18 protein-coding genes are annotated in these 25,641 nt (G+C 46.2%); 1 reads left to right on the forward strand and 17 read right to left on the reverse strand.

The genetic code is table 11. From position 1 onward, the window contains the following. Positions 1–23: 23 nt before the first annotated feature. The 7 genes from AC5ELV_RS13510 to AC5ELV_RS13540 all read right to left on the reverse strand — a co-directional run bounded on the left by AC5ELV_RS13510 (position 24) and on the right by AC5ELV_RS13540 (position 7,259). Entirely contained in the window at positions 24–1,901 is a 1,878-nt protein-coding gene (locus AC5ELV_RS13510) for a PP2C family protein-serine/threonine phosphatase (protein WP_493430616.1), read from the reverse strand. Positions 1,902–1,923: 22 nt separating this feature from the next. Continuing rightward, positions 1,924–2,754: a PP2C family protein-serine/threonine phosphatase gene (locus AC5ELV_RS13515; RefSeq protein ID WP_493430617.1), complete on the reverse strand. Its 831-nt coding sequence runs from the start codon at positions 2,752–2,754 to the stop codon at positions 1,924–1,926. A 35-nt stretch (positions 2,755–2,789) separates the two neighbouring features. Continuing rightward, positions 2,790–3,317: an FHA domain-containing protein gene (locus AC5ELV_RS13520; RefSeq protein WP_028542470.1), complete on the reverse strand. Its 528-nt coding sequence runs from the start codon at positions 3,315–3,317 to the stop codon at positions 2,790–2,792. Positions 3,318–3,384: 67 nt separating this feature from the next. Further along, positions 3,385–3,933, reverse strand: a complete 549-nt coding sequence (locus AC5ELV_RS13525; RefSeq protein ID WP_493430618.1) for an FHA domain-containing protein — start codon at positions 3,931–3,933, stop codon at positions 3,385–3,387. 32 nt (positions 3,934–3,965) lie between these two features. Then, positions 3,966–4,415, reverse strand: a complete 450-nt coding sequence (locus tag AC5ELV_RS13530) for a J domain-containing protein (RefSeq protein ID WP_322173606.1) — start codon at positions 4,413–4,415, stop codon at positions 3,966–3,968. A 130-nt stretch (positions 4,416–4,545) separates the two neighbouring features. After that, positions 4,546–4,971: a hypothetical protein gene (locus AC5ELV_RS13535; RefSeq protein ID WP_013311475.1), complete on the reverse strand. Its 426-nt coding sequence runs from the start codon at positions 4,969–4,971 to the stop codon at positions 4,546–4,548. A 119-nt stretch (positions 4,972–5,090) separates the two neighbouring features. Further along, positions 5,091–7,259 carry a hypothetical protein gene (locus AC5ELV_RS13540; protein ID WP_023989860.1) on the reverse strand — a complete coding sequence of 723 codons (2,169 nt, stop codon included), beginning with the start codon at positions 7,257–7,259 and terminating at the stop codon, positions 5,091–5,093. Between the two features lie 637 nt (positions 7,260–7,896). Here AC5ELV_RS13540 and AC5ELV_RS13545 point away from each other — a divergent pair. Further along, complete coding sequence (locus AC5ELV_RS13545; protein ID WP_493430619.1) at positions 7,897–9,984, forward strand: vWA domain-containing protein; 2,088 nt, start codon at positions 7,897–7,899, stop codon at positions 9,982–9,984. 44 nt (positions 9,985–10,028) lie between these two features. Here the strand turns inward: AC5ELV_RS13545 and AC5ELV_RS13550 are convergent, their stop codons facing one another. The 10 genes from AC5ELV_RS13550 to AC5ELV_RS13595 all read right to left on the reverse strand — a co-directional run bounded on the left by AC5ELV_RS13550 (position 10,029) and on the right by AC5ELV_RS13595 (position 25,455). After that, a complete protein-coding gene (locus AC5ELV_RS13550; RefSeq protein ID WP_493430620.1) occupies positions 10,029–10,940 on the reverse strand; it encodes a serine/threonine protein kinase in 912 nt (303 codons plus the stop codon). A 177-nt stretch (positions 10,941–11,117) separates the two neighbouring features. Beyond that, positions 11,118–12,371 carry an L-lactate MFS transporter gene (locus AC5ELV_RS13555; RefSeq protein ID WP_104496067.1) on the reverse strand — a complete coding sequence of 418 codons (1,254 nt, stop codon included), beginning with the start codon at positions 12,369–12,371 and terminating at the stop codon, positions 11,118–11,120. A 190-nt stretch (positions 12,372–12,561) separates the two neighbouring features. Then, positions 12,562–13,326: a LytR/AlgR family response regulator transcription factor gene (locus tag AC5ELV_RS13560; protein ID WP_493430621.1), complete on the reverse strand. Its 765-nt coding sequence runs from the start codon at positions 13,324–13,326 to the stop codon at positions 12,562–12,564. Then, positions 13,323–14,984, reverse strand: coding sequence for a LytS/YhcK type 5TM receptor domain-containing protein (locus AC5ELV_RS13565; RefSeq protein ID WP_493430622.1), 1,662 nt, complete (start codon positions 14,982–14,984; stop codon positions 13,323–13,325). The genes AC5ELV_RS13560 and AC5ELV_RS13565 overlap by 4 nt, the downstream gene beginning before the upstream one ends. 49 nt (positions 14,985–15,033) lie before the next feature. Continuing rightward, a complete protein-coding gene (locus AC5ELV_RS13570) occupies positions 15,034–16,020 on the reverse strand; it encodes a S66 family peptidase (protein WP_493430623.1) in 987 nt (328 codons plus the stop codon). Positions 16,021–16,205: 185 nt separating this feature from the next. After that, positions 16,206–17,702, reverse strand: a complete 1,497-nt coding sequence (locus tag AC5ELV_RS13575) for a methyl-accepting chemotaxis protein (RefSeq protein ID WP_493430624.1) — start codon at positions 17,700–17,702, stop codon at positions 16,206–16,208. A 237-nt stretch (positions 17,703–17,939) separates the two neighbouring features. Then, positions 17,940–18,581, reverse strand: a complete 642-nt coding sequence (locus AC5ELV_RS13580) for a 50S ribosomal protein L25 (RefSeq protein WP_493430625.1) — start codon at positions 18,579–18,581, stop codon at positions 17,940–17,942. 233 nt (positions 18,582–18,814) lie between these two features. Beyond that, positions 18,815–21,349, reverse strand: a complete 2,535-nt coding sequence (gene pulA / locus AC5ELV_RS13585; RefSeq protein ID WP_493430626.1) for a type I pullulanase — start codon at positions 21,347–21,349, stop codon at positions 18,815–18,817. Positions 21,350–21,653: 304 nt separating this feature from the next. Then, the gene (locus AC5ELV_RS13590) at positions 21,654–23,309 is read right to left on the reverse strand and encodes an amino acid ABC transporter ATP-binding/permease protein (RefSeq protein WP_493430627.1); all 1,656 of its coding nucleotides are present in this window, start codon (positions 23,307–23,309) and stop codon (positions 21,654–21,656) included. Further along, the gene (locus tag AC5ELV_RS13595; protein WP_493430628.1) at positions 23,302–25,455 is read right to left on the reverse strand and encodes a DUF454 family protein; all 2,154 of its coding nucleotides are present in this window, start codon (positions 25,453–25,455) and stop codon (positions 23,302–23,304) included. The genes AC5ELV_RS13590 and AC5ELV_RS13595 overlap by 8 nt, the downstream gene beginning before the upstream one ends. Between the last annotated feature and the right edge of the window lie 186 nt (positions 25,456–25,641).

Raw genomic sequence — 25,641 nt, forward strand, 5'->3', positions numbered from 1 at the left:
CAGCTTCTTTGAACATGAAAAACTTAACTTCCGTTCGCAGCAGCCCGATCTTGGTTCTCTGAATCAGACGCCCCTGCTGCTTTAGAAGCGGAATCAGCAGTTCCTTGCTCTTTGTCGGTACCCACCTTGGCCGAAGGGGCAGTTCCATCGCCTGTACCCATGCTCTTTGCAGCCGAAGAGGCTTCCTTCTTCGCGGGTGTAGTTCCCACTGAAGCCGTTGGCGCAGCCTTCGTTTGCGATTCTGCAGCAGGGGTTGCAGCAGCGGAAGATGAAGCTTCACTCGCTGCGTCTCCTGCGTTCGTGTCGTTCAACGCTCCGTCAGACAATCCCAATCCAGCAGGAAGCTGACCGTTTTTCTGCTGCTCCGCGCTCTGTTTTTCCTCCGCCTTGGCTATGCTCCGCTCCAATGCCAGAACACTTTCGAGCTTATCGATCTCCTGATAAATTTCCTGTGCACCGCTATAGGCATCAATGGCTCCTTCATAATCGAGATCCTTCATCATCCGATCCCCTTTAGCCTGAAGTTTGCCAGCTTGAATCTCCTTGAGCTGCTGCTGAATAGCTGTCAATTTATCGTTGGCCTCTGTAATCTTCTTCTCCAGCTCTTTTTGCGCGGACGTATAGCCGGATTCCATCGCAGCCTTATTTGCTTTCTTGTACAGCTTAAGCGCATTCGTGTAATCGCCGCCCTGAAATTTTAAATCTCCGTCTTTCATCCAGCTCGCCGTCTCGGCATAGCTGTCCAATTGGTCGATTTTATGCTCAATATCCTTCACATTAAACGGCGGGTACAGGCCAGCGCTTTTCCGCGCTTTAGCGTAGCTGGCTTCAGCTTTGGTGAAGTCTGCCTTTTCCACATAGCCGTCTCCATCAACCATCAATTGAGATAGTTTCTGCTCGGCTGTATACAGTCGCTTGTGAATCTTATCGTTAATTTTCACTGCCGCATTTTTCGCTTCGCTGTAGGACTTGAGCGCCTTCGCATAATCCCCTGTCCTTGCATAATCGTCTGCGGCTTGGGCTGATTCGATCATCGTTTCCAATGCAGCTGCCTTATTCGCAGCCATACGAGCCAGCGTAATCCATGCTCCCCCGCCCACAACAATAAAGACAAGCAACGCAAGCAAAATCCGTTTGATCAGCTTGCGGCGGTTTTTAGGCTTTTCCTGAAAAACTTTATTTACATAAATGGCCGCAGCCGTGTAATTATTCACCGTCCGGTGCTGTTTGCTTAGCAGAACCTCTTCCAATGTGTCCGTCAGCATGACCGGGTCCTTCGCTTCCTCCAGCGCCCCCAGCATTTCCGCCAGCTCGACGTCCTCCCACATCCCTGACGTAGCGAGCAGGATTACATCTCCATCTGCAAGCTGCGTCTTTTTGGCGTAATGGGCATGAACCCCATTCGGATTTCCCAAGTATTCCAGCAGATTACCTCGTTCCTCATGTGTGCTGGTCGCTTCGTCTGGAATGCGTCCATCATCTGCCAATGACTGAGCCAGGCTATGATCCTTACTGCGAAAATTAAGCCTTCCATTGCGAAAATGATATAGCCGCACATTACCGCACGAAACATACACCATTTTGTTATAGTTGGTCACTACCATCAGCAGACTGGCTTTGAGCCGAACACGACGGCTTTCAAATTGCAGCCATTCCTGCGCTTCACGCAGATCTCTCATCAAGCGCCGTTTGGACATGGAAGGCTTCTCCATGAAATTTTTCAGCACCGTTTTGACAACCATTTCTGCGCTGCGCAGCTCCTGATCCGAATCCAGACCGTCTGCGAGGACATAACAGGCCATGTCGTCCGTCTCCATGAATGCAAAATAGTCCCGGTTGTCTATGTAAGAGCCCGCTTCCGACACAAAGGCGGTACTAAAATCGCTGTTGTCCTTGCGCATCGCTACCCCCGTCTTTCTTGTTTCATCCTATCGCCAAAATAAGCACTGTTGCATTATCCTGACTTTTAAAGCCTTTATCATTAATGGCGTCGATCATGGCATCCGCTGTTTCCTGCGGTGTTCCACCCTTGCGCATAATCTCTTCCAATTCAATCTCCGTCAGCGCCTCCTGAATGCCATCGCTGCACAGCAGCACATGATCGCCCGAATACAGACGAATCGGTGCACTACCCAGTTCCATGCTCTCAAAGCCCTCATAGCCCAAGTAGTTGACCAGTTGATTGCGCACTGGACTCGTTTTGGCTTCCTCCGAGGTCATTTGTCCAGCAAGCACTCGTTCCTCCAGCAGTGTTTCTGCTGTATGCTTGGAATTGACTGTTTGGAAATGACCATTACGGTAAATCGTAATCAGGCTGTCGCCCACCGCTCCGTAATACAGCTGATAGCCGCACACAATGACCGCAGCCAGCGTCGTTCCTCCGCCCTGTCCATTCAAATTTTGCAAAATGCCGCGATTGCTTTGAGTTGCCGCCTCTGCAAAATATCCGTTCAAATTCGTTGCATCTTCCAGCTTGGCAAATGACTTCGTAAAAGTCGTCACAGCCAAGGTACTGGACATACGTCCATTAGCCAGTCCACTAATACCGTCTGCGACAACAGCCAGCGTACCAACAGGTGTCGTCATACTGGAGAAATAATCATCCTGCTCGCTCCGGCTCCCGATCGTTTGACCATTTCCGATTTCAATTCCACTTACGGTACGGCTGCCGGAACTTCGCGTCAGTCGTATACGGATCATGAGAAGAACAGCGAATAGTACCGCAGCTCCACTTACAACAAAATAAGGCTGCATATCGTTACCTCCCTGCACCATTGCCCAATTCCATCCTAGTTTTCGTTATCCCACTCAAAATGGGCGCCACACAGCGGGATAAAGATAAATTTGCTGTGTCCCAGCTGAATCACGTCATAGGCAGCCAGCTCTGCTGGTGAATATACCGCCTCGTTATTGTGGTACGCCAAACCTGATGAATCGCCTGGCAGCAAGTAAAAGTTACGTTTCTTCGGATCATACACAATGACCGCATGGTTTCTGCGAGAAATCGTGTTGTCCCCGATAATGCGGACATGCATTTCCTCTGCGCGCCCGATAAAGTTCTTCTCCGCCATAATGCGATAGTCCTGACCCACCTGTGCTCCTTCGATGCATACCAGCCATCCAGTTACCGGATGAATTCCCACCGTCTCACCCAAATACGGCATTGTTTTGTCGTTATCTCCCGCGACGTTTGTTTTCGCTGCTGGCTCCGCGCTCTTGGGTGCAGCTATATTTACTACCGTGTTGCAATAAGGACACGTATTTCCGTGCTTTCGTGTACTGAACATGTGTCCGTTCGGGCATCTTGTCAAACTCATAGTCGGTTCCTTCCCCCATTGTCATGATTGTCTTTTCAGCGATCTGAGGATTTTGCAGCATCCTCATTTATTTAACGAGCAGTCTCGTATTGGCAATATATAATAAGTCACCTGAGTAAATCCGGTATGGCTCACCGCTTTCCAACTTCTTGGTTACACTTTCGTTGGCAGACCGCAAGCCTGTACCATTACCGGAATCCACATCCTCCACAAACCAGTCGCTGTTCACCCGGTTGAGTACCGCATGTTCCACACTTACCAGGGAGGCATAATCTGTACCTGCCAAATCAATATCCGCCTCCGAACGTGACGTCGTTTTACCGATCAAGAGCGACGTTTCGCCTTCGATATACCATTCTTTAATGGACTCGCCCTCTTCATCAATCAACACCAGCTTGGCAATCCGATGACGTTGTGCCTTTGACTTGGCCACAGGTACAACGGACACCAGATTGCGCAGTATGTATACAAGCACGCTGATTCCAATACCTATCGCGACCACGGTTTTCAAACCGCTGTAGCCTGTACGATTAAACACATAAAAGGCGATCGCCAGCATCAGCCCGAACATGGCAACATCTATGATGAAAACCCATCTGTTCTGCGCCGTTTTCACTGCTTGCTTCCCCCATTTCTATCCTGAAATCATCACTTTTTACGAATACCGAAAAATTGGTTAAACATCGCTGAGGTATCAGTTGGATCACCGGGTTTTTTCGTTTTTTTCCCTGGTGAGCCCTCCTTCGTTTTCGGATGAAAACCAAAAAATTGCTCAAAATCAGTTCCTATATCAGCCGGATTGAATCCTTTGGCTGCCGTACGCGCACCGCCGGAGGACGCAGCCCCTCTCCCTCTCTCTTGCTGTTCCCCGCCAGCTCCCTCAGTTTTTCGGATGAGCTCGGCATCGTATGCCTGCCGCAATGCTTCGTCACGCAAGGTATTGTAAGCCTCGTGAATCAGCTTGAACTTGCGCGTTGCTTCCTCGCTTCCCTGGTTGGTATCAGGATGATACTTTTTGGCCAGTTTACGGTAAGCCTGCTTAATCTCTGCCTCCGAAGCATCCCGGCTGACACCGAGCAGCTCATAGTAGTTGGTCATTGTGTGATGTTCCCCTCTCCGAAAAAAATAAATATTAAGAGACCCGTAGGCCTCTTAATATTTATCCACCCTGCACTTGTGTGCCGGGTGAGTGTGTGTTTAAGCTGCACTTAACGTGAAGACGTTAAGCTTAAACCGGATATCCGCCGTCGATTGTAGCCAGCTCGGTTTTGTCTTTCTTTTGTTTGATGTAGAGTGTAAATGCACCTACACCTTCTGTGTCGCCGAAGTGCTCGTTGTAGTCTACAACGAAAGCATTCGGGAAGTGGATTTTACGCACAACTTGATCAGCTGCGATAACTTCCAGTGTTACTTTACGGTAGCTGTCTGCTTTTTCAGCAGGAACCAGAGACCACAAAGCCAGTTTCAGCGTGTCATCCGCGCTGTCACCGTCTACTGCTGTGATGATTTTGCCGCTGATGCGCAGCGTGGAGCCTACGTCAGTGGAGCGTGCATTGGAATCGTCCGGTGTATCGGTGTCATAAATAACCGTTTGGATGTTATCCAAGCCCAGCTCGATTGTTTCTTGTCCTTCTACTTTCAATCTGAATCCCATGTGTGTTGCCTCCTTGAAATTAGGTAATATAATGGCGGGAGATGCAGAGCTTCTCCGCGATTTATGTATAAAGGCGGTTCTGGATAGAAACGCCTCTAACATCTTTCGTAGTGCTCGGATCATGATTTGACCGAGCTGGTTCCCTTAGTGATCATGACTTCCAGGTTCTTCACATTACCGTTGAAGACCAGATCGATATGGCACATATTGCTTTTCTCATCAATAATGAAGCTCATATCGTCTCCGTCCTGAATGATCGAGTTAACAGATCCTCTGCTGCTCAGCCACTTGCTCTTCTGACTGCTCGGATTGTTACTGAAGAAGCGGACGATATTTTCGTGTTTGAAGTCCCCTGTCTGGTAGCGCAAAATACGTTCAATGTACGTGCTGACCAGCGTCTTGTAGATGGAGTCAAAGCCGTCCTCGGACATCGCCATGCTTCTCGCCTTGTAGACGGTAATCCGGCGGATATCCTTATCCTGGATCTGAGCATTCTCCGACGAGAATACAAAGCCGAAGTTTTTACGGTTGATGGCATCCTTGATCGTATTGGTGAATCCGGTGATTTCCTTGGCCATCGTCGTTACCGTGCGCAGGCTGTTGTCTCCTGCTTCGATGTCGAAGCGTACGCCAGGGAAGTTCTTATTGACCGTTTTGAACGTCTCACGCAGGTATTCAGGACACTGATAGGAAGCGACCAAGCCAGCAGCAACGTAGGCTGCACCTACATATACGCCCTCGATCCACAGCTTGAGAATATCCTCTTTCTCCTTAGAGAGCTGTACACCGTCTTCGGTCTGTAGCATTTTGCTGTCGATAATGACACCCGATTTGTCCTTCGGAATAATCGTAAAGTTCGGTACACAAGGAATGGCAAATTCGCTATATTCTCTGCGAACGAGACTGGCGCATTTATCGACATATTTATCGATGCCTGCTGTCGCCATACTGTTGAAAGTCGTTTCTTCACCGGATTCAAAATTAAAGAACATTTGAATTTTGTAATCCTTCACGACTTGCAGTAGCATCGAGAGCGATTCCATAGAATTTCCGCCCTGCTTAACGACCTTCTCGTTCCCCTTGAAGCGTTCACGTGAAACCTTTACCTTACCGGCAGCTTCCAGCTCGACGGATGGAACGATACCGAACCAGATCGTGTCGCTGAATTCATTCTTAGCATTCACGGTGTTCAGGTACGTTTCCAGACGAGGGATATTGCTGCTTTTCACCAGCATGTCCAGCTTGTTGTTCGCTACCAGCATTGTCGGCAGCATGCCTTTGCTCTTCGTTGCATATTGATCGAAGAACATTTTGACACCAAGGATTTTCTCCACAAGCGGCTTAACCGCTTTTACGAAATCGTCCTTGGCATTTTTATAGAACTCCAGATACGTGTTGTAGTTCTGAACTTCAACCGCTGTATCCACCTTGGTCTGAACAGCTGGCAGTGGCACAAACGTGCGAACTACCAAATCCTTCACATAGTCAGAAGGCGTATCTGTGATGGAGTTATAATCTTCTTCGAATACTTGGGAGAGATCACCAGTGCTGTTCTCATCCAATAGCATCAGCTCAGTGCTGTCGCTCTTCGGCGCTTCAATAATTTTCAGTTCGCCGCTTTCCCCAATGGAGAGCATACCCACCTGGATCAGTTCGCCGGAGTTTTCCTCTTGGGCGCCACCGAGCAGAAGGCGGGTTTTGATGTCCTCAATTGCCAGTGGGAGCATAGCCATGACGTTGTTATAGTTCTGACTCGCTTCCTCGAACATTCCATTCAGCTTGTCACCCATGTCGAGTTTCTTCGGATCGCCATCATCCAGCTTGTCGTATTCACCGTACATATAGTGAATTTCTTTGCGGACTTGGCGAATATCATCCATGACCTTTTTCGGTGAAATCATATCCAGCAGATTTTCAAATTTGAAATCTACATTGGTGATTCCTTGACTGCGCTTGGTATCGATGAGCGTAAACAACATTTTCAGAAAGTCATTACTTTGATTTACACGAATTTCAGAAATGCTATCCTCATCAATTCCTTCTGGCTTTTTAAGAGTGTAGACGACTTTTTGATTGGCTGCGTTAAAAAACGAATACACAGTCGGCGAGAACTTATCCAAAAATTCGTCAAAGCTGCGCACCAGAAGGTGCTGATTAATCTCCTTGATCTTCTCATCGCTCAAGCTGTCAATACCCTTCACATCACCTACAATGGTGATCAGGTCCAGCTTTTCCGGGTTAATCTCTTCAAAAAGCATTGTCCGGTTGGTTTGATAAATGATTTCCATCGCTGTCGGCAAATGAATAAAGTATGAGTTATAGGTCCATTGCTCCATATACGGACATGGGATGTCCAATTTGAAACGGACGAAACTCATTTTTAGTTCTTTTGCCTCCTCCCCCCTACTTAACATTTAAATTCGTCAAAGGATTGAGCTTATACCACATTTACGGTACAGGCATGTAACCTCGAAAATCGGTCCGAAGCGTTATTCGGCTTTTAACGGCAAAGCATACACATGAGATGTTTTTCAAATTCAAAAGTCAGATAACACAGAAATTTTAAATTTATGATTTCGTATTCCTAACTTCAATCCCAATTTTTGCCGTTGATACGAGAGCTATCATACAAAGCACCCTTCAGTTTTGTCAATTTCTGTAGTCTCAGATTGAAACAGGGTATTTTGACTCATTTTATGCGTGAATACGTAATTTTCATGATATGTTAGACCTGTTTCTTCAGGGAAATATTCACAAATGGAACTCAATTACCGATAGAAGTCCATTGGATATTTCTGATAAGCGTAAAAGAATCAAATTCATGGCTAATGTGAGGGTTATCAGCTGTTTTGATCCTTTATCCCTTATATCCCAAGGATTAGGAGAGCTGATCCCCCCACGTTGGCCTCGGCGATGGAGGAGCTTATGTTCAGAATAAGGAAACTAGGGATTATCATTTTCATGACTTTTGTACTATTTTTACAAATGGGCTTAAATGGGGGCATTTGCACTGTAAATCAGGCTAATGCAGCATCTTTAGGTGCTGTCCCGATCGAGGGTTATGATGCCGTTTTTGTATTGGATACCAGTTATTCCATGAGGGATACAGATCCTGAGGGCATTGCCGCCGAAGTCATCAATATGTTTATGGATTTGAGTGATGCAGACCGCACACGCGTAGGATTCGTTGCCTACAATCACCATGTGGTCGCCTCGAAACCACTGACTTCGATTGCCGTGGCAGCACAGAAATCCCAGATCCAGCAGGAAATCAGAACACTTAACCGTTCCGGTTATACGGATTTGGGACTTGGGTTGCGCAAAGGCTCGGAGCTGTTAGCGGCAGGAGCATCCCAAGGGCGTCAGCCTTTTATGATTCTATTGTCAGATGGAGAAACTGATTTTGGTGCCTCCTCTGGTTCTCGATCCAAAGGGGACTCCAATAACGATGTGTCCTCTGTCATCAAATCTGCACAGACCAAGGGATATCCGGTGTACACGATTGGTCTGAACCATGATGGCACAGTGAATCGACAAGAACTCGAACGGATCGCTTCTCAAACGGGTGGAGCTTCTTTTATTACGAGTAGTGCCGAAGATCTGCCGGAAATTTTGAACCGTATTTTCGCCAGTCAAATTCGCTCCAAGCTCGTTCCAATTGCTGCAATTACGACCACTGGAGAGATGCAAGAATTAACTGTAACTCTACCGGACTCTAGTATGGAGGAAGCCAATCTGGTGCTTTTGTCGGAGCATCCCCTTCTGGAAACACAGCTATATTCCAATTCAGAAAATGTCCGCAGGTACAAGTCGAGCCGATATGCGATTTTAAAAATCGAGCATCCACAGGCAGGTAAAGTGAAGTTGAAACTACGGGGCATACGCGGGGATTTGGTGAAAATCAATTTACTTGGCAGCTATCGACTGGAAGCCGAAGCTACCATGGGAGGAAAGCAAGCAACGGCAACTCATGGCGACAAGCCTGTGCAGTTGCTGAAAGGTCAAGCCACACCGTTTCAAGCTCAGCTCCTGTTACCGGACGGTCAAAAGCTTACGGATGAAGCCGTATATACGTCTCTCCAAGCCCATATTATAGTTACTCCAAAGGGGGGCACAGCCAAAAAGGTGCCTATGACCTATAAGTCAGGGGCCTTCCATACCGAATATGCGTTCCCTCAAACCGGGGATTATACATGGCAGCTATCTCTGGATAGTCCGCAATGGTACCGTAAGGGAACTGTACATAAAGTTCACGCGGCCAATGCAGCGCCACAGGTCTTAAAAGACCTGACAATTCAGCTGGTAAAAGAAGACGGTGATTCCCGTCGAGGTTTATCGGATTTTATTGTTGACCCGAATCATGACAAGCTGAACTATAAGCTGGATTCAGAAGCTTCTGGGGATACGGTCAGTGCTGAGATTAACGGTAATGATCTGCTGCTATCCGAGCTCCACACAGGTGACACGAAGCTAAAGATTACCGCTACCGATCCGGAAGGCGCATCCAGTAGCGCTACACTAACCGTTTCCGTACAATCCCGGTATACAGCCATTAAATGGACGGTAGCCATCAGTATCGTGGTAGCCGCTCTTCTGTATTGGTTCTTGCGGCCGAAGCCGCAGTTTGCCGGAAGAATCGAAGGATATTTTCTCGCTACAGCAAGTGGACACGAGATTCCGGTAAAATCTTGGCCGCTCACCTCCTTTCCGGGTCGTAAGGTCAGCTTGCAGGAATTGTTCCGTACGCTTGACGTTCACGAACCGTTGCCAGAAGCGGAACGGATCGTATTTTCCGCAGGTAAAAAAGGGAGCCTGATCGTGAAACATGATACACGCTGTGCCTTACAGCATGGAAAGATCAGATTAGCCCGCAACAAAAAAGCGGTCATGGAGTACAGTGACAAACTGTACATTACGTTCGAGGATGGTGTCACTGAAATCGAGCTTCGATACAAAGCGATTAAACCAAATACTTCAGTGTACACCGACCATATCCAAGCTCCGACAGGATAATGTCCGTCACAACGTAAAAAAAAGAGAAGCACCCTCTCTTACGATTAACGAACCGTAAGAGTAGGGCGCTTCCCTTTTTTTATCCAATATTCCGCACGTAGTGCGGCTTTAAACCATCGAAGTGAGCGGCAACGCTTATTAGCCTGTACCTCCAGACCACGCCGAATGACATACGGCAGCAGAGAAAGTCCGGCATTTTCAATCTGGATCCGCTCGGAATGATCTGCAAACAATCGACCTGGCACATCTGGCGGAGGTGCTCCTTTTCGGCAATAATACAGCGTGGCGGCCAAACTATAGATATCAGACACAGGCCCCTGCTGCGAACGATTAGAGTAAAATTCCAGTGGAGAATAGCCCGCCGTGGTGAAGATCGGATGCTCTTTGCCTTCAAAATGCACAGCCGAACCAAAATCAATCAGCTTGATGTTGCCATTTTCCCCAATCATAATGTTGCCCGGCTTAATATCCCGATGAATAATTCCTTTGTCGTGAATGTACTCCATGGCATCAATTAAAGGTAGCACCGTATGGTACAAAAAAGTGGGATCATACGTTGGCACAGCTTCTTCTTTCATCATTCGATCCAGTGTCTTGCCTGCACAGTATTCCATGACCAAATAAGCAGTTCCATTTTCCTCAAAGTGATCTATATAACCGACAATTCCCGGATGACTTAACTCCTTCAACATTTGCCCTTCACGCAAAAAATAATGCATAAACTCCACATATTTGGATTGCATAGAAGCACCACAAGTGACCGTTTTTCGATCCATCCCCCGCAAAGCCAGTGCATTCGGAAAAAATTCCTTCACAATGACCTTTTCTCGGTTATCCAACAGTCTTGCCGTATACACGATGGCCAGCTCACTGCGGGACAAGGCGCTTCGAATTTGATATGTATTTCGCAGCTTCGTATTACGGGCAAGCAGATTCCCGCTTGTATCCACGATCATGACTCGTCCTCCTGTCAGGTTCTTAGCTTATGTCTTTTGTATATATCGGCTTATTACACATCTTTTTATTATACCGTAAAATAGATTATTGGAAAAACAAATAACCTGCCATAATCTCCCTCAGAGAAATGATGACAGGTCTTTTGGCATTCATCTGGTTCTTTTTTCTCAAATCGTTTAGCCCAGTTTCGTTCCGGGCTTCATGCTGCGTACACTGTTGGTATTTTTCTTCCGTTCACTTCGTAGTTTGCCTTTACCTTGTTCTGGAGTGCGAATGGTGAGCGCAATCAGGAACGATACGACACATAGCACAGCAATTGTGGTAAAGGTCGGGATGAATCCGCCGAGCAAGGCTGCGATAAATGACCCCGCCAGCGCACCGAGGCCAAAGCCTTGATACACAATACCATAGTTTTTGCTTTGATTTTTCAGACCAAAGAAATCAGCTACGATGGCAGGAAAGACTGTAATGTTGCCGCCGAAGCAAAAAGCAATTCCTGCTACACAGGCAAAGAACAAACCATAATTCAGCGGTACCAGACTCAGCACTGTAACTGCGACCGCCGTTGTTAATAGAGCACCCGCTACTACTTTCAGACGACCTACTTTATCCGATAGCGCACCCAGTATGATCCGACCCGCCGTGTTGAAAATGGCGACCATAGCGACCGCATTAGCGGCTGTTGCTACATCTAGACCCGCCATCCGTACGCCGATATCTTTGACTACTCCAATCAGGTAAAGACCACTCATACAAGCAGTAAAGAACATAACGAACAGCAGGTATGCCTGCTTGGTGCGCAGCATTTCTTTAACGGTGTAATCTCGCTGTACAACCCCATTTTGTACCGAAGGCTTGTTCACGACTACAGCTTCTCTTACCAGGAAAGAACCACCCACAATCATAATCAGCACGATTATTCCCCAATATAAAAACGCTTGCGATACGCCAACGGACTGAATCAACGAACCATTAATATACTTGAATATAAGACTGCCTGTTCCATATGCCCCAACTGAAATACCGGAAATAAGTCCTTTTTTCTCAGGAAACCATTTAATTAGATTCGACAGTGATGTAATATATGCCGTTCCATCCGCAAAACCTACGACAATACCCGCCAAAATGTAAAGCAGGGACAGCGATGTTACCTGCGAACTGAGCATGAGACCTGCTCCTAACACGACACCTGCACACAAAATCAGACGACGTAGTCCCCATTTATCCTGTAGTTTGCCTGCGAATAATGTAGCAAACGCCAGTGCAAAACTGGTAATTGAAAATGTAATGGCAACCGAGCTGAGGTTCCAGCCAAAGCGGTCCACCAACGGTTGATTAAATAAACTCCATGTGTAAATGGTTCCTAATCCCATCTGGACAATTATTGTTCCAAGTACGACAAGCCAACGATTTCCGCTGTTTGTTTTCATTTCAATCTCCTCTTTTCATTCCGGCTCTACAGCGTCAATTTGTGATCTTCATAACCGGGAATCCAGTACGCTTTGCGCCTGTGGAGGAGCAAGTCTGTAAGGATTCTCTCTACATCGATTATTATAACCCTGCATGTCAGCCAGAAATCGTTTGAGGAATGAAATGCACTTATAGCGGAATGAAATGCCTTTAAAGGCGCATAATTTGCCGAAATTCCTTGGCCTTACTACGGCTTACCGGAATTTCAGCTTCTAGTCCACGCAAACGCAGGAGATACGTATGATTGAACCAAGGTACAATTTCACGGATCTGCGACAGATTCACCGTGTATGATCGATGACAGCGGAAAAAGTCCTGCTGCGGCAGCCGGGCATGAAATTCCGAAATGCTCATCGGCATCGTATATTCTTCGTGCCTTGTAAAGACACGGGTCACCTTTTCCTGCGCACACGCATAGTAAATATCGTTCGCATCCGTTACGATGATTTTGTCGTTTTTCAGCAGATTAATACGACCTGGCGCAGCAACGGTGCTGGCTTCAGTAGCTCGGGGTTGCGCCGTCTGGACAGGCTCCTGTATTGGAACGTTCTGCTGCTCATAAGCATTTTCCAGCTTACGCAGCATAGATGCGATCCGTTTTTCATCATATGGTTTGAGGATATAGTCGAACGCCTCCAGTTCAAAAGCCTGCGCCGCATGTTCTTTATAGGCGGTTGTAAAAATAATATAGGGCTTTTTGGCAAATTTGCTAATGTTCTGTGCCAGCAGCATCCCGTCCAATGAAGGAATGTTAATGTCCAGAAAGATCGCGTCCGTCTCCTGATCTTGCAGAAACCGAAACACATCTAGCCCATCCTCGAAACTATCGGTCACCTCAATGTTGCTATGAGTCTGAATAAGATACTCCAGCTCTTCACGCGCCGGAAGTTCGTCTTCTACAATTATGGCTTTCATGACTTCTCCTTTGGTATGTCAAAATAAACTTCGGTGCCTGGCTCATGCTTCAGAATAATAACTCCTTCGCCGTACATAAGCTTGAGACGTCTGTGCACATTGTACAAACCGATCTGTTTAGCCGGAACCCGATCATGATACAGGTTATTCACGACATCATCCCGTATACCTACCCCGGTATCTGCCACAGAAATACGCACCTTTTCTCCACGATCCTTTACAGAAATGGTTACTGTACCTGATCCTTTTTTCTTGAGAATTCCATGATTAATCGCATTCTCAACCAGGGGCTGGATAATAAGACTTGGAATACGCACAGATACCTCATCCATTACATACTCTACCTGAAGCCGGTTGCCGAAGCGTGCTTTTTCAATCTCCACGTAATCAGACACCTGCTGAAGCTCTTTATGAATTTCGATCAAATCATCATTCAGCTCCAAATTATAACGCAGATAGCCCGATAAATTAATGATCAGCTCTCGTGCCTTATCCGGCTTGGTGCGTGTCGTAGAGGCAATGGCGTTCAGCGCGTTAAACAGAAAATGGGGATTAATTTTCGTTTGGAGCGCCTTTAGCTCGGCTTTATTCGCCGCTTCCTTAATTTGCTCCACACGCGACACTTCCATTAACGTGGAAATGATTTGAGACAAACCAATCGCCATTGTCTGCAACGGATACGTGATTTTATAAGCTTTGCGATAGTAAATCTTCAAGGTGCCAGTTACCTCTCCCCGCTCCTCTAACGGGATAATGAGCAGAGACTGAATTTGGGGTGTTTTATCGTCTGCAATATGGTTGCGGATCGTGATTTTACCGCTGCGGATCGTCGATTTAGTCACATCGCTAATGATTTCATCTCCGATGTGATAACGCTCTTCGCCAAAACCGACATAGGCCAGCACATCTCTGGTATCCGTAATCGCCACAGCGTCTGCTTTGATATCTTCTTTTATGATCGAACAAATCGTATGCAAGGATTCCGCATTAATGGAGCGAAAATAAGGCAACGTCTTATTGGCAATATCCAATGCCAGCTTGGCCTGTCTGGCCGCGATATTCTCCTTTTCCCCCTCCACACTCTGGATCAACAGAACGATTAAACCGATACTGACTTCTCCAATAATCATCGGTAGACCAATCTTGGAAACGATGTCCACTCCAAGGCTATGGGGTTGTGCCATCACCATAATGAGCAGCATCGTCAACGCTTCGCAGACCATACCTGCGGCGATACCGACCAGCCATCTCTTGGAACGATTGACCCGGCGGCCGATGTATCCTGACACCACACCTGCCAGAATACTCGTAATCAGACACGGAATCGAGGTCACTCCCCCGATATCAATTAGATAACGATGGATACCTGATACAATACCTGTAACGATCCCAACCCAGGGTCCAAACAAAATACCGCCTGCCATAATTGCAATAATTCGAACGTTAACAAGCGAACCTTCGACTTCAATACCGGTGTAGGTGCCGAACAGCGCAAACATGCAAAAAATCAAGGTTAGTATGGCCAGCTCTGCTGGAGAATGGCTGTTCTTTTGCAAGGTTTCCTTAAACCGTGGGATACGTGTAATAAAAAATAAACAAATCAGTAACAACGCTGCGCGCTCAAATAGCTGCATCAGCATTTCCAACAAGGCGTTCACCTGCGTTCCTCCCAAATAAAAACGGATATGCCTACATAGGTCGTGTACATTATTCACATATTTCAATACTCACCCTGCCATTACGGGCACGGATACTAGCCTGCCCGCCAATCGGATATGTAAACTGCGGCGTGGTATGACCAAAATCGGCATCCGCAATCACTGGAATAGAGACCAATTCCCTTTTCGAGCTAATGATTTGCCGCAGCAATTCTTCTGTCATATGCGACGCCTGCTGAAATCGTCCTATGATGATCCCCTTAACCTGATCAAATCCAGGCTGGTGCAACAGTGATTGCAAATCCCGATCAAACGTAGCGGGAGAGCTTTCGTAATCATCCTCAACAAATAGAATGCTTCCTTCCAGACTCGGCATATACGGAGTCCCCTGCAACAAATTCAGGGTACACAAGTTTCCGCCCACAATCGTACCCGCTGCTTCCCCTTCATGAATTGCATATGGACCCGCATTGCGGTGAAAGCTTCTTTGATCCTGATCTAGATACCAGGTATCGTCACTCCACTCCGACGAAGACTGGATTTGAATGCTGCCCGCTTCCAACATCAACCTTTGAAAATACGCCGTCGTATAATCATTTCCCCGCAACATGGCAAACGTCAAAAAATGAGGTCCTGCATACGTGATAAGCCCCGTTTTGGCATAAATCGCATGGCTTAACGCTGTTATATCCGAATAACCACATAATCGTTTAGGATGAGCTCCAATCAGTTCATAGTCAAGATGGGTAAGGAGCTGATTGGCATTATAGCCCCCAATTGAAGTCAGGATGCCCTTTACCTTTGGATCGACAAAAGCTTCGTGCAAGTCTGCGACTCTGGACTCTATCGAGGAAGATGTAAAATCATCATTTTCCAGCACATGTTGCGAAAAGCTCACTTTAAACCCAAGCTCCTCTAGTCTTTGCTGGGCAATCAAGCGATTTTCCTCAGAAACGATAGACAGGCTTCTGGACGGCGAAAGAATGCGTATCTCATCTCCAGCTTTTAATTTGGGTGCTTGCTTTCCTTTGATCATGGTCATCCCCCCTTAGTTACAACGCATTTAAACTGCCACAAATTATACCATCAACTTCCATCTAATTATAGCTTCTAGAAATCGACTCTTCTTCATTTCCCTTCTTCTAATGCAGTAAAAAACCGGAGAATACCGCTTGATAGCGATAATCCCCGGATCTCTAGTCCGATAATGAAGCATTTCGGTTATTTGCTTTTGCTGATTTCGGTAGGAATGTTGTCTTCCTTCTGATCATGTACCAGTTCTTTTAATTGGATAATCAACGCCTCCAGCTCACTAAACCCGGTCACCATATTGGAGGTTATATTTCGTTGCTCCTCTACTCCAGCCAAAATTTGTTCTGACGCTGCGCTCGCTTGTTCCGTTACACTCGAAAATTCCGTCATTTCTTGAACAACCTGAGATGAGTATTGCTGCATGCTATTCGTACTATTTTCTACATCCACGGCCTGCTGCAGCACTTTATTGGCATTTTGCAGGATATCCCCCAGTACAATTTCGGTCGAATGTGCCGATTCCATACTTTGCTGTAGCCTTTGCTGTCCCATATCAAATTGGCTTACGACAGAATCCATCTGAGTTCTCAGTTGAGTCAAGATAGCTTCCATCGCCACCGAGGTGTTTCCTACCATTTCAGCCAAATTACGAACTTCGCCAGCTACGATGGCAAATCCTTTTCCATGCTCTCCCGCTCTGGCGGCCTCAATGGATGCATTCAAGGACAGCAAATTAGTTTGTTTCGAGATTTGAGTAATATCTTTAAGCATCGCAGACATGTTATCACTTTGTACTTGAAACTCGTCCAGTTCTTCTTTGGTACGACTCATGACCTGACCCAAATCCTTAATTTGAGACGTTAATGCAAGCAGTTGACTGCTCCCTCTGTCCCCGGCATTTTTCGTATCTTCGGAAAGTTGCTTCAGTTCCCGGGAATGATCAGCTACCTCTCGCACATGCTGGTCAGATTGGGCCAAGTTATCCGTAACCTCGGTGATATTTGAAGCTTGCATTTCTACCCCTTTGGCAACCTCCTGAAACCCGATAGCGACTTCATTCGTCACGCTACCCGTAGCATCTACTTGATTCCTGAATCGTTCTGTAAAGCTATGCAATCCAGCCACTGCTTGTCTAACTTGCTCAAACAGAAATTCAATTCGTTGCCTTGTAGCATCGATATCTTTATTTTGCTCTTCACTTTTCTTAAACTGCTTTTGATTTAACACCGATACCACTAACAGTAGCAAACCAATGAGTAAAACAATAATAAACTCATGCACATAGCGCAAAGAACCGGTAGCTGGGGGAACTGCGGGCGTACCGATTGTTATTTGCACAAAAATATTACAGAGATTTAAGGTCATAGCTACCAGGAAATATCGGTAAGACGGATAAAGCAAAAATAAAGAGCAAATTAATATGGTGGTCACTACCTCGACGCTAGATAAGTTCAAAAATATACACATTAATACGCTAAAAAACGTAGTAATCCACGGAATAAGGCGAATTCCTTTCTTTTTCATATTCAGGATCGTTAAAACTGCCGCGACTACAAATCCTACACCATTAGATACCCACATCGAGGGATTAGATAATGCCGGGACGATGCCGCTCAAAGCCATAATCCAAAAAATAATGATCACCAATTTGTTTCTTTGCCACAACAATTCATTCGTTCTGTCCATGATTGTGTACGCGCTCCTTAGATATATATTAGGTATTTATAAAATAAAAATGTAAAAGCCATACTATATATATCGTCATATCAGAACACGTAGTGAATGATGGTCGTACTTTAAAGGGAAAGAGTATGTAATTGTAAATAAAGGAATGCAAAGAATCGCCCCCCTGACAGGGAGCGATTTTGAATTCATTTTTGATGATATTCGCAATTGGAAAGGTTCATGTACCAACTGATAATATTAGGATTCCTTGTTTTCGGAAGCCTTTTCTGCGCCTTCGGTTGCCGCTGCATCACCTTCCACAGCAGCATTTTCTACTTCAACTGCCCGCGGAACGATAATAGAAGCAAGCATTTCTTCTTCAGGGACGTGCAGTGTTACTCCTTTAGGGAGTTTCAAGTCGCTAGCGCTCAGCTTATCGCCAACATCCAGCGCGGATACATCCACCTCAATGGTAGATGGCAAATCAGCCGGAAGACCTTCGACTTCGACTTCTGTTTCTTGAACTTGCAGAATACCGCCTGTTTTTGTACCTACAGGTGTACCCTGATAATCAATAGAAACACGCACGCGAAGCGGTTTGTTTTTGGAAATTTTCAGAAAATCGGCATGCAACCATTGGTTGTCACGCTGTTGATAATCTTTAATAATAACTGGGATGGTTTCTCCACCCTCTACAGTGAGGTTGAACACCTCTGAACGTCCGGTTCTGACTACTTTATTAAATTCCTTGGCATCGACATGTACAGGGGTTCCTTCAAGCTCAGAGCCGTAAACCACAGCTGGAATCCGTCCTTTTAACCTCAATCCACGGATGGCCGAACCCTTCTTCTCTGTTCTCGGCTGGGCGGTCAGTTGAATACTTCCTCCATTAGAACTCATGATATACAACCTCCTTCAGGTTACCTTACAAATGATTTACCTCCAAGAATCTTGCCTGTTTACCAGTCGTACTACAGGATATAAGCCAGCAAGCTGGCAAAACTAAACAAGTCCATAATTCTATTTTACCCCTTTTTTCTGAAACTGACACACGTTTGCATAAAAAAATAGCATTTCTCGAAATGATCGAAAAATGCTACTTTCGTGTGTATATAGCGACCAAGCATACAAGTCTACCCGGCCCGATTATCATTTACCAGTAACAGATATTCTTCTCTGCCACTATGAATCAATACCTGCATCACAGACTGGTTCGGGTCTATATCAATATATCGATCTGCATCAACATCCTTGGCATCCCAGTGATTAAGCCGGACAATGTAGCCGATTCGCTGTATATCAGGAGCCACCTGAATACGCGCTACTGCACGACCATCATCCAAATCACGGAATTCGACATGTCCGTCGCGGTGCCCCGTTCCCCATACCCATACGTTCCAGCCAGTGTATTGCCGATCTGCACGCTCGTAGATCAGTTCAATCGTACGAAATGGAGCGACTTCACTATCGTTTCCAAGCTGCACACCTGTCAACGTCATAGCTGTACCTGCAATTTCTTGATCTGTTCCCTCATCCGAGTCTTCTAATTCGTTCTCCGCCTGACGATTAGCCTGATCTTGTTCAGTCACAAAAGAGACTCGTGCAGGTTCTTCCTGATCATATAACACCATCATCGACCAGCGCGATACGGTCACACGATGTCCTACTACTTCATAGCGTATCTCATTACCAGCCCCATGTGCGTCCACAACCACATGCCAACGATCCGATTCGGCAGGCAATACTATCGTCTGCTCCATATCCGAGCCGTTATAAATCACCACAATATGATTCCAAGCATCGCCGTTAGCATGGTGCCTCAAAGCAAAAGCCACCACATGCCCACTGCTTTGCAGCACCTCCATATGCTGCTCCACCAGCTCACGATGATCCATTCGGAATGCCGGGTGGCTGCGTCGCAAAGCAATTAAGCCTTGGTAGTAATCAAACACTGGGCGGAACCTCGCCTTGTTATCCCAATGGATGGCATTCACCACATCTGAGCTTCGGTAGCTATTATGGTCTCCATATTTGGAGCGCAGCAGTTCATCCCCTGCATGAATAAAAGGAATACCTTGAGATGTGAGTACCATGCCGTTAGCCAATAGGGACTTTCGTACGGTTTCGTCCTCTAGCAGGTTATTTTCATCCAGTTCCCAATACGGGTCTGCTTCGGCAACAGCTTGTTCAGGTGTCCTCCCATCCTGTGGCTTTCCCTGCTCCCATTGTGGAAAACGACAGTGCTCCCGCAAATGTCTTACCGTCAAAATTTTATCCCACAGATTGAGATTATCGTGGGCAGTTACATAATTGACGGTCTCCGATGGCTGAGCTGTGAAATCATGAATAGCCCCAAAAGCACCTTTGAGTACCTGTTCCTCCTGATGTTCCGCCCCCGTGGCAAACCCGCTCCCAGTACCGTCGCTATCCCCCTTAATAGCAGAACGGTAGTTGTCGTTAAAAACAGCAAAACCTTTGTCGCGTTGCGTTCCTTTTAGCGTAAGCAAGGGTTGCGGAGATTCTCCTCCCGTCCAAGGCTCACCATAGATAAGCAGATCCGAACGCACTTCAGAGCGAAGTTCTTGCGTAAGCTGCACCACGGTTGGGGTATCAATCAGACCCATCAGATCAAATCGAAAGCCGTCTATATGATATTCCTCTGCCCAATAGCGTAATGAATCCTTGATATACTTGCGCACCATCGGACGTTCGGTTGCCACCTCATTACCTACACCTGAGCCATTGGTAAGCTGCCCATGTTCATCCGTGCGGTAATAATATCCAGGTACAACAGGCTCAAATGGGCCCTGTTCCACTGAATAAGTATGGTTGTACACAACGTCCATAATGACACCGATGCCAGCAGTATGCAAAGACTGTACCAGCAGTTTCAGCTCTCGTATACGTATCTCCGGATCAGCCGGATTGGAAGAATAAGACCCCTCCGGCACATTATAATGTTGCGGATCATAGCCCCAGTTATATTCAGTTTCTAACTCCGCAAAGTCATTCACCGTATGAAAATCAGCCACTGGAAGCAAATGAACATGTGTAATGCCCAGCTCCAGCAGATGATCCAGCCCGATGCTGTTCCCCTCAGTATCCTTCAATCCCGTATACGTGAAGGCCTCAAACCGTCCCTGAGCAGCAGATAAATCTTTTTTCCCTGTATTAAAATGGGGATTCATCGAGAAATCACGCACATGAAGCTCATAGAGAATGGCATCCGTCGGCCGCTTAAGTGTAGGCCCCGCATCCAATTCCCATCCGTCCGGGTTGGTTTGAGCCAAATCAATGATCGCTGTACGCTGCCCGTTGGCTGATACCCCTGTGGCATATGGATCGGCAGCATAATGAATGGTATTGTCTGGCCACTCCAGCCTGTACATGTAATAATATTTGTTCCAGTCACCTTCCAGCTCTATAGACCATACACCTTGATCATCACGGCTCATGAGAAATTCCTGACCCCCGCCGTGCTCCTGAACGTTCCCTTCCTGATCGTACATCCCCGCATCGTTATACAATGCTATATGGACTTGCTGCGCAGTCGGTGCCCATACCTTGAACTTGCTGCCCGCAGGCGTATAAGTAAGACCCAAATCATAGCCTTCATATATGGGATATGTTGTGTGCTCAAGCTCCTTGAGCTGATTGAAATCTGACATTCCTGTTCACCACCCATTTCTGTACATCGGCTTACAGCCTCTGTTCATCCATCATTTATGATGTTTATGACTTGTCAATATACCTCAGGATTTTATAAAATCTTCACCTAATAGGCTATCAAAATAAGACAAGCTTGAAAAGCTGGATGATTTAAATAAGGATGACGCTTCCATTTCAACGCACACTCCAGTTTATGACAAAACTATGAACAGGCTACAGCTTTTGCCCTCTGAGTATAACAATAATTTCCTAGCTTTCATCACTTATCGCTAAATAAGTACGTTAAAAAACACGTTAGAAAAGTCAGGACAATCTACGGTTATCCATTTCAAAAATATCGTCTGCAATCCGCATGGTAGAACTTCGGTGCGAAACAAGCACAATCGTTTTATCTTGCTGCTGTTCCTTTAAGGATTTTAAAATAATCGCTTCGTTCAGGCTGTCCAAATTGCTGGTTGGTTCGTCGAGCAGTGAGAGAGGCGCATCATGGACAAAGGCTCTGGCCAGCCCCAAGCGTTGACGTTCTCCACCAGACAGCCTGTCCCCCAATTCTCCAACTCGGCTGTCATACCCTTGAGGCAAGGTCATAATAAAATCGTGCACGGATGCCTTACGCGCTGCTTCCACAACCTGCTCATGTGTAGCATCAGGCTTTCCGATTTTGATATTAGCTGCAATTGAATCATCAAACAGGAACGTATGCTGGTCGACATAGCTCTGTAAGCCTCTCAAATGTCGGGTCCCAATTTCCTTCAAATCGTGTCCGGATAGCAAAATTGCACCTTGCTGCGGGTCCCTAAATCGCATCAGCAACTTCAGCAGCGTAGACTTGCCTGATCCGCTTTTACCCTGAATGCCTAAAATCCGCTTATGCGGTATCGTGAGACTTACATCATTCAGCACGGTTTGACCATCGTATGCAAAAGTCACCTTGTCTACTCGTGCCCCAGTAAAGGCAACGCTCATCCCTTCAATATTTTCCTCTACCTCCGGGGTTTCCTCCAGTAGACTCAACACGCGTTCCCCACTCGCCAGCGTTTGAAGCAAATTGTTGGACAAATTGCTCAGTGCAACGACCGGACCAAATGAACTAAACAGCGCAATGACAGAAATTAGCATACCTGTAAAGTCAACCTGACCATTAGACATACCGTACAATCCAGCAAGCAGCATCAAGAATGAGAATCCAACTACAGCCGCATCTGTGATCGCTCTTGTGATACCTTCGTGATGCTTTAAGTCCTTCTGCTTGGCATCCAATTGATCCGTACGACGGTTAATCTCATTCAAACGTTGTTCTCCTTGCCCATATTGCACAATTTCCTTCATCCCCCGTAAGCTGTCCAAAAAATAACTGCTCAGCTTGCCAAAGCTGCTTCGGTATTCCATCCCCTGACGTTTGCCCATACGTGACGTGAGTAAGGGAATAAATAAACCGACAGTTAGGTAAGCAAGCGCAGCAAGCCAGCCTAATAGAGGCTCATAAGAACCAATAAAAAATACCATGAGCAGCGAAGTGATGATGCCGATCATAACAGGCGCTATCGTATGCGCATAAAATACTTCCAGTAGCTCAATATCACTTGTAATGAGTGAGATCAGATTCCCCTTGTCCTTACCTTCCAATTTGGCTGGAGCGAGTCTTCGCAGAGCTTGAAGGACCTTATCACGCAGTACAGCCAGTAGCTTGAAAGCGAGATAATGACCACTCATTTGCTCGCCATAACGGAATACGCCGCGCAGTACGGCACAAACCACGATCGCCGTCAGCAAAAACGACATGGTGTAGCCTGTCGTGATGCCCATTGCTGTAAGCAGAGCTAGGGCTCCAAACACTATAATGCCAATAGCACAAACAAAACCAAGCACTCCTGTAACAATCGTTATGAGCAGCACAGGTAAAAGAGGTCCCGCCAATACTAATAATTGGCCCATGATCCGTAATCCGTGTCTACGCATGTACAGCCCCTCCTTTTACAAACTGCTCTACCCGGTGTTGACTGAGATACATCTCTGCATAATGTCCCTGCTGGCTCAACAGCTCATGATGCGTTCCGGATTCTGCCACCAAACCGTTTTGCAGCACATAGATACAGTCAGATTGAACTACATTTTCCAGTCTGTGAGAGATAAGAATCACTGTTTTTTGACCTGCCAGCGCATGTATAACCTCCATAATGCCTTCCTCACTTTCACTGTCAATGTTAGAGGTGGCTTCGTCAAAAATGTACACACGACTATCATGCAGCAATGCTCTGGCTAGTGCTAGCCGTTGGCGCTGTCCTCCTGACAGATTCGCTCCCTGCTCTTCCAATTCTGCTTCCAGTCCTCCTTCTGAGAGGATAAAATCATACAGCTTCACTTGTCGCAAAGCTTCCAGCATTTGTTGCTCATCCGCGAGCTCATTGCCCATTTTTAAATTTGATTCCACTGTACCTTTAAAAATATAGCTGTTAAAACCGATCCAGGTCATGTGACGCATGCGGCTTTCTTCCGAAATATCGGTAAGCTCGGTTCCTCCAATCATCAGGCTTCCTCGATACCCCTCGTGATGCCCAACGACCAATCCGGCTACCGTACTTTTACCAGAGCCTGATTCCCCAACAATGGATACCAAGCTGCCCTGGGGAATATCCATGGATATATTTCGTAAGGTATCTCTTTCGTCGTAGGCGAAACTCACCTGTTCCAGTCGAATATCTGTGGTTTCTATGCTTTTTTGTCCTTGTATAAGATCCTCTGTACTCAACATCTGGAATATTTTGTCACTTGCTGCCATTCCGTTCATGGCGATATGAAAATAAGAACCCAACAAACGTAGAGGAATGAAAAATTCTGCCGACAGCAAAACAATGATGATTGCTCCCGCCAAGCCAATATGGCCTGAAGAATATTCGCTTACCGCGACTAGTACACCCGCAGCGGCACCACCAAATGCGATAAGATCCATAATAGCCACGGAGTTAAGCTGCATAGTCAGCACTTTCATCGTCATTTTGCGAAAATCCTCAGCTGCTGTGTTCATTTCCTGATGTTTATCCTGGTCTGTTCCGTACATTTTGAGCGTAGTCAGACCTTGTACATTCTCTAAAAAGCTGTGGCCCAGGTTGACATAACTGCCCCAATATTTCCGAAACAGCTTTTTAGCCATCCTCATAATGACAATGATCGACACTGGAATTAAGGGAACGCAGATCAATAGTATAATGGCTGCTTTGAAGCTGACAAAAGAGAGGGTGATGAACAACGTTACGGGGGCAAGCAGACTGTAAAATAGCTGAGGCATGTATCTACCGAAATAGGTTTCAAGCTGCTCGACCCCTTCTACAGCAACCTGAATAACCCCCGAGGTGGAGGTATGATCTGTATATGCGGGTCCCATCTTCAGCAACTTGCCGTAAATTTGCGAGCGCAGCGTTTTTTTAGCATTTACCGAAGCCCGATAGGATAACATACTGGCTGCATAATTGCTCAGGCAGCGAACTGCAATAGCAGCAATAACAATGACCGTCATAGATAGAATCAGCTTACGAGTCACTTGTCCTTCCCATGCCTGCTGCATAACAAAGGCCATAGACAACACAGCGGCTATACTCCCCAAAAGACCGATCCACTGCACTAGCACACCCAACACGATATATTTCCGAGAATGTTCCACTAGGCTGAGCAGACGGCTGTCGACCATTTTAGATCTTTTTTTTGGAGTAGGTGCAGGTGAAGATGATGGCGTTATTTCTGCTGCAGCGTTTCTCACTGTTCCGATTCGGAATATAAAGTAATAATATTTAAAAAGGATGACCAAGACGATGAGCGCTTTGCCCCACACATTAGGGGTGAAAATAAAACCTGTAATCAGCATCGCTGAGGCTAAGCCCAATGTCGTGATTTTCGTAGACAGCTTCAACGACCTAGTTTGAACAAAACTCTCTAGATGCTTTTGGTACAGAGAGGTATTCGAAAACCATTGGTGAATCCTTTCGGACCCCCGCATAAAGAAAAAGGTCGCTAGCAGCAGAAACGGTGTAGTCGGTAGCAACGGAAGCACTACACCAATAACTCCAAGCGCCAAAAATAAAAACCCTAAGGTAATATAGATCGGTTTCACTATAATCCTCCCTAATAGTTATAATAGTAATGATTTCATTTTATAGATAATGATAATCATTATCAATATAAACAATTTAAGCAGGTTGTTATGTGATGTAAATCACGCATATAAAAATCCTCTTGAATCACATCTCTACAGAACACGTTAGTGTTGATGTGGATGCTTTGTCTTCAAGAGGATTAT

The organism is Paenibacillus sp. NMA1017 (genome assembly GCF_058895805.1).

Bases quoted from the DNA above. Each gene is read 5' to 3' on its own strand.
- AC5ELV_RS13510 (WP_493430616.1), bottom strand. From the start codon at position 1,901: ATGCGCAAGGACAACAGCGATTTTAGTACCGCCTTTGTGTCGGAAGCG.
- AC5ELV_RS13515 (WP_493430617.1), bottom strand. From the start codon at position 2,754: ATGCAGCCTTATTTTGTTGTAAGTGGAGCTGCGGTACTATTCGCTGTT.
- AC5ELV_RS13520 (WP_028542470.1), bottom strand. From the start codon at position 3,317: ATGAGTTTGACAAGATGCCCGAACGGACACATGTTCAGTACACGAAAG.
- AC5ELV_RS13530 (WP_322173606.1), bottom strand. From the start codon at position 4,415: ATGACCAACTACTATGAGCTGCTCGGTGTCAGCCGGGATGCTTCGGAG.
- AC5ELV_RS13535 (WP_013311475.1), bottom strand. From the start codon at position 4,971: ATGGGATTCAGATTGAAAGTAGAAGGACAAGAAACAATCGAGCTGGGC.
- AC5ELV_RS13540 (WP_023989860.1), bottom strand. From the start codon at position 7,259: ATGGAAATCATTTATCAAACCAACCGGACAATGCTTTTTGAAGAGATT.
- AC5ELV_RS13545 (WP_493430619.1), top strand. From the start codon at position 7,897: ATGTTCAGAATAAGGAAACTAGGGATTATCATTTTCATGACTTTTGTA.
- AC5ELV_RS13550 (WP_493430620.1), bottom strand. From the start codon at position 10,940: ATGATCGTGGATACAAGCGGGAATCTGCTTGCCCGTAATACGAAGCTG.
- AC5ELV_RS13555 (WP_104496067.1), bottom strand. From the start codon at position 12,371: ATGAAAACAAACAGCGGAAATCGTTGGCTTGTCGTACTTGGAACAATA.
- AC5ELV_RS13560 (WP_493430621.1), bottom strand. From the start codon at position 13,326: ATGAAAGCCATAATTGTAGAAGACGAACTTCCGGCGCGTGAAGAGCTG.
- AC5ELV_RS13570 (WP_493430623.1), bottom strand. From the start codon at position 16,020: ATGATCAAAGGAAAGCAAGCACCCAAATTAAAAGCTGGAGATGAGATA.
- AC5ELV_RS13575 (WP_493430624.1), bottom strand. From the start codon at position 17,702: ATGGACAGAACGAATGAATTGTTGTGGCAAAGAAACAAATTGGTGATC.
- AC5ELV_RS13580 (WP_493430625.1), bottom strand. From the start codon at position 18,581: ATGAGTTCTAATGGAGGAAGTATTCAACTGACCGCCCAGCCGAGAACA.
- pulA (WP_493430626.1), bottom strand. From the start codon at position 21,349: ATGTCAGATTTCAATCAGCTCAAGGAGCTTGAGCACACAACATATCCC.
- AC5ELV_RS13590 (WP_493430627.1), bottom strand. From the start codon at position 23,309: ATGCGTAGACACGGATTACGGATCATGGGCCAATTATTAGTATTGGCG.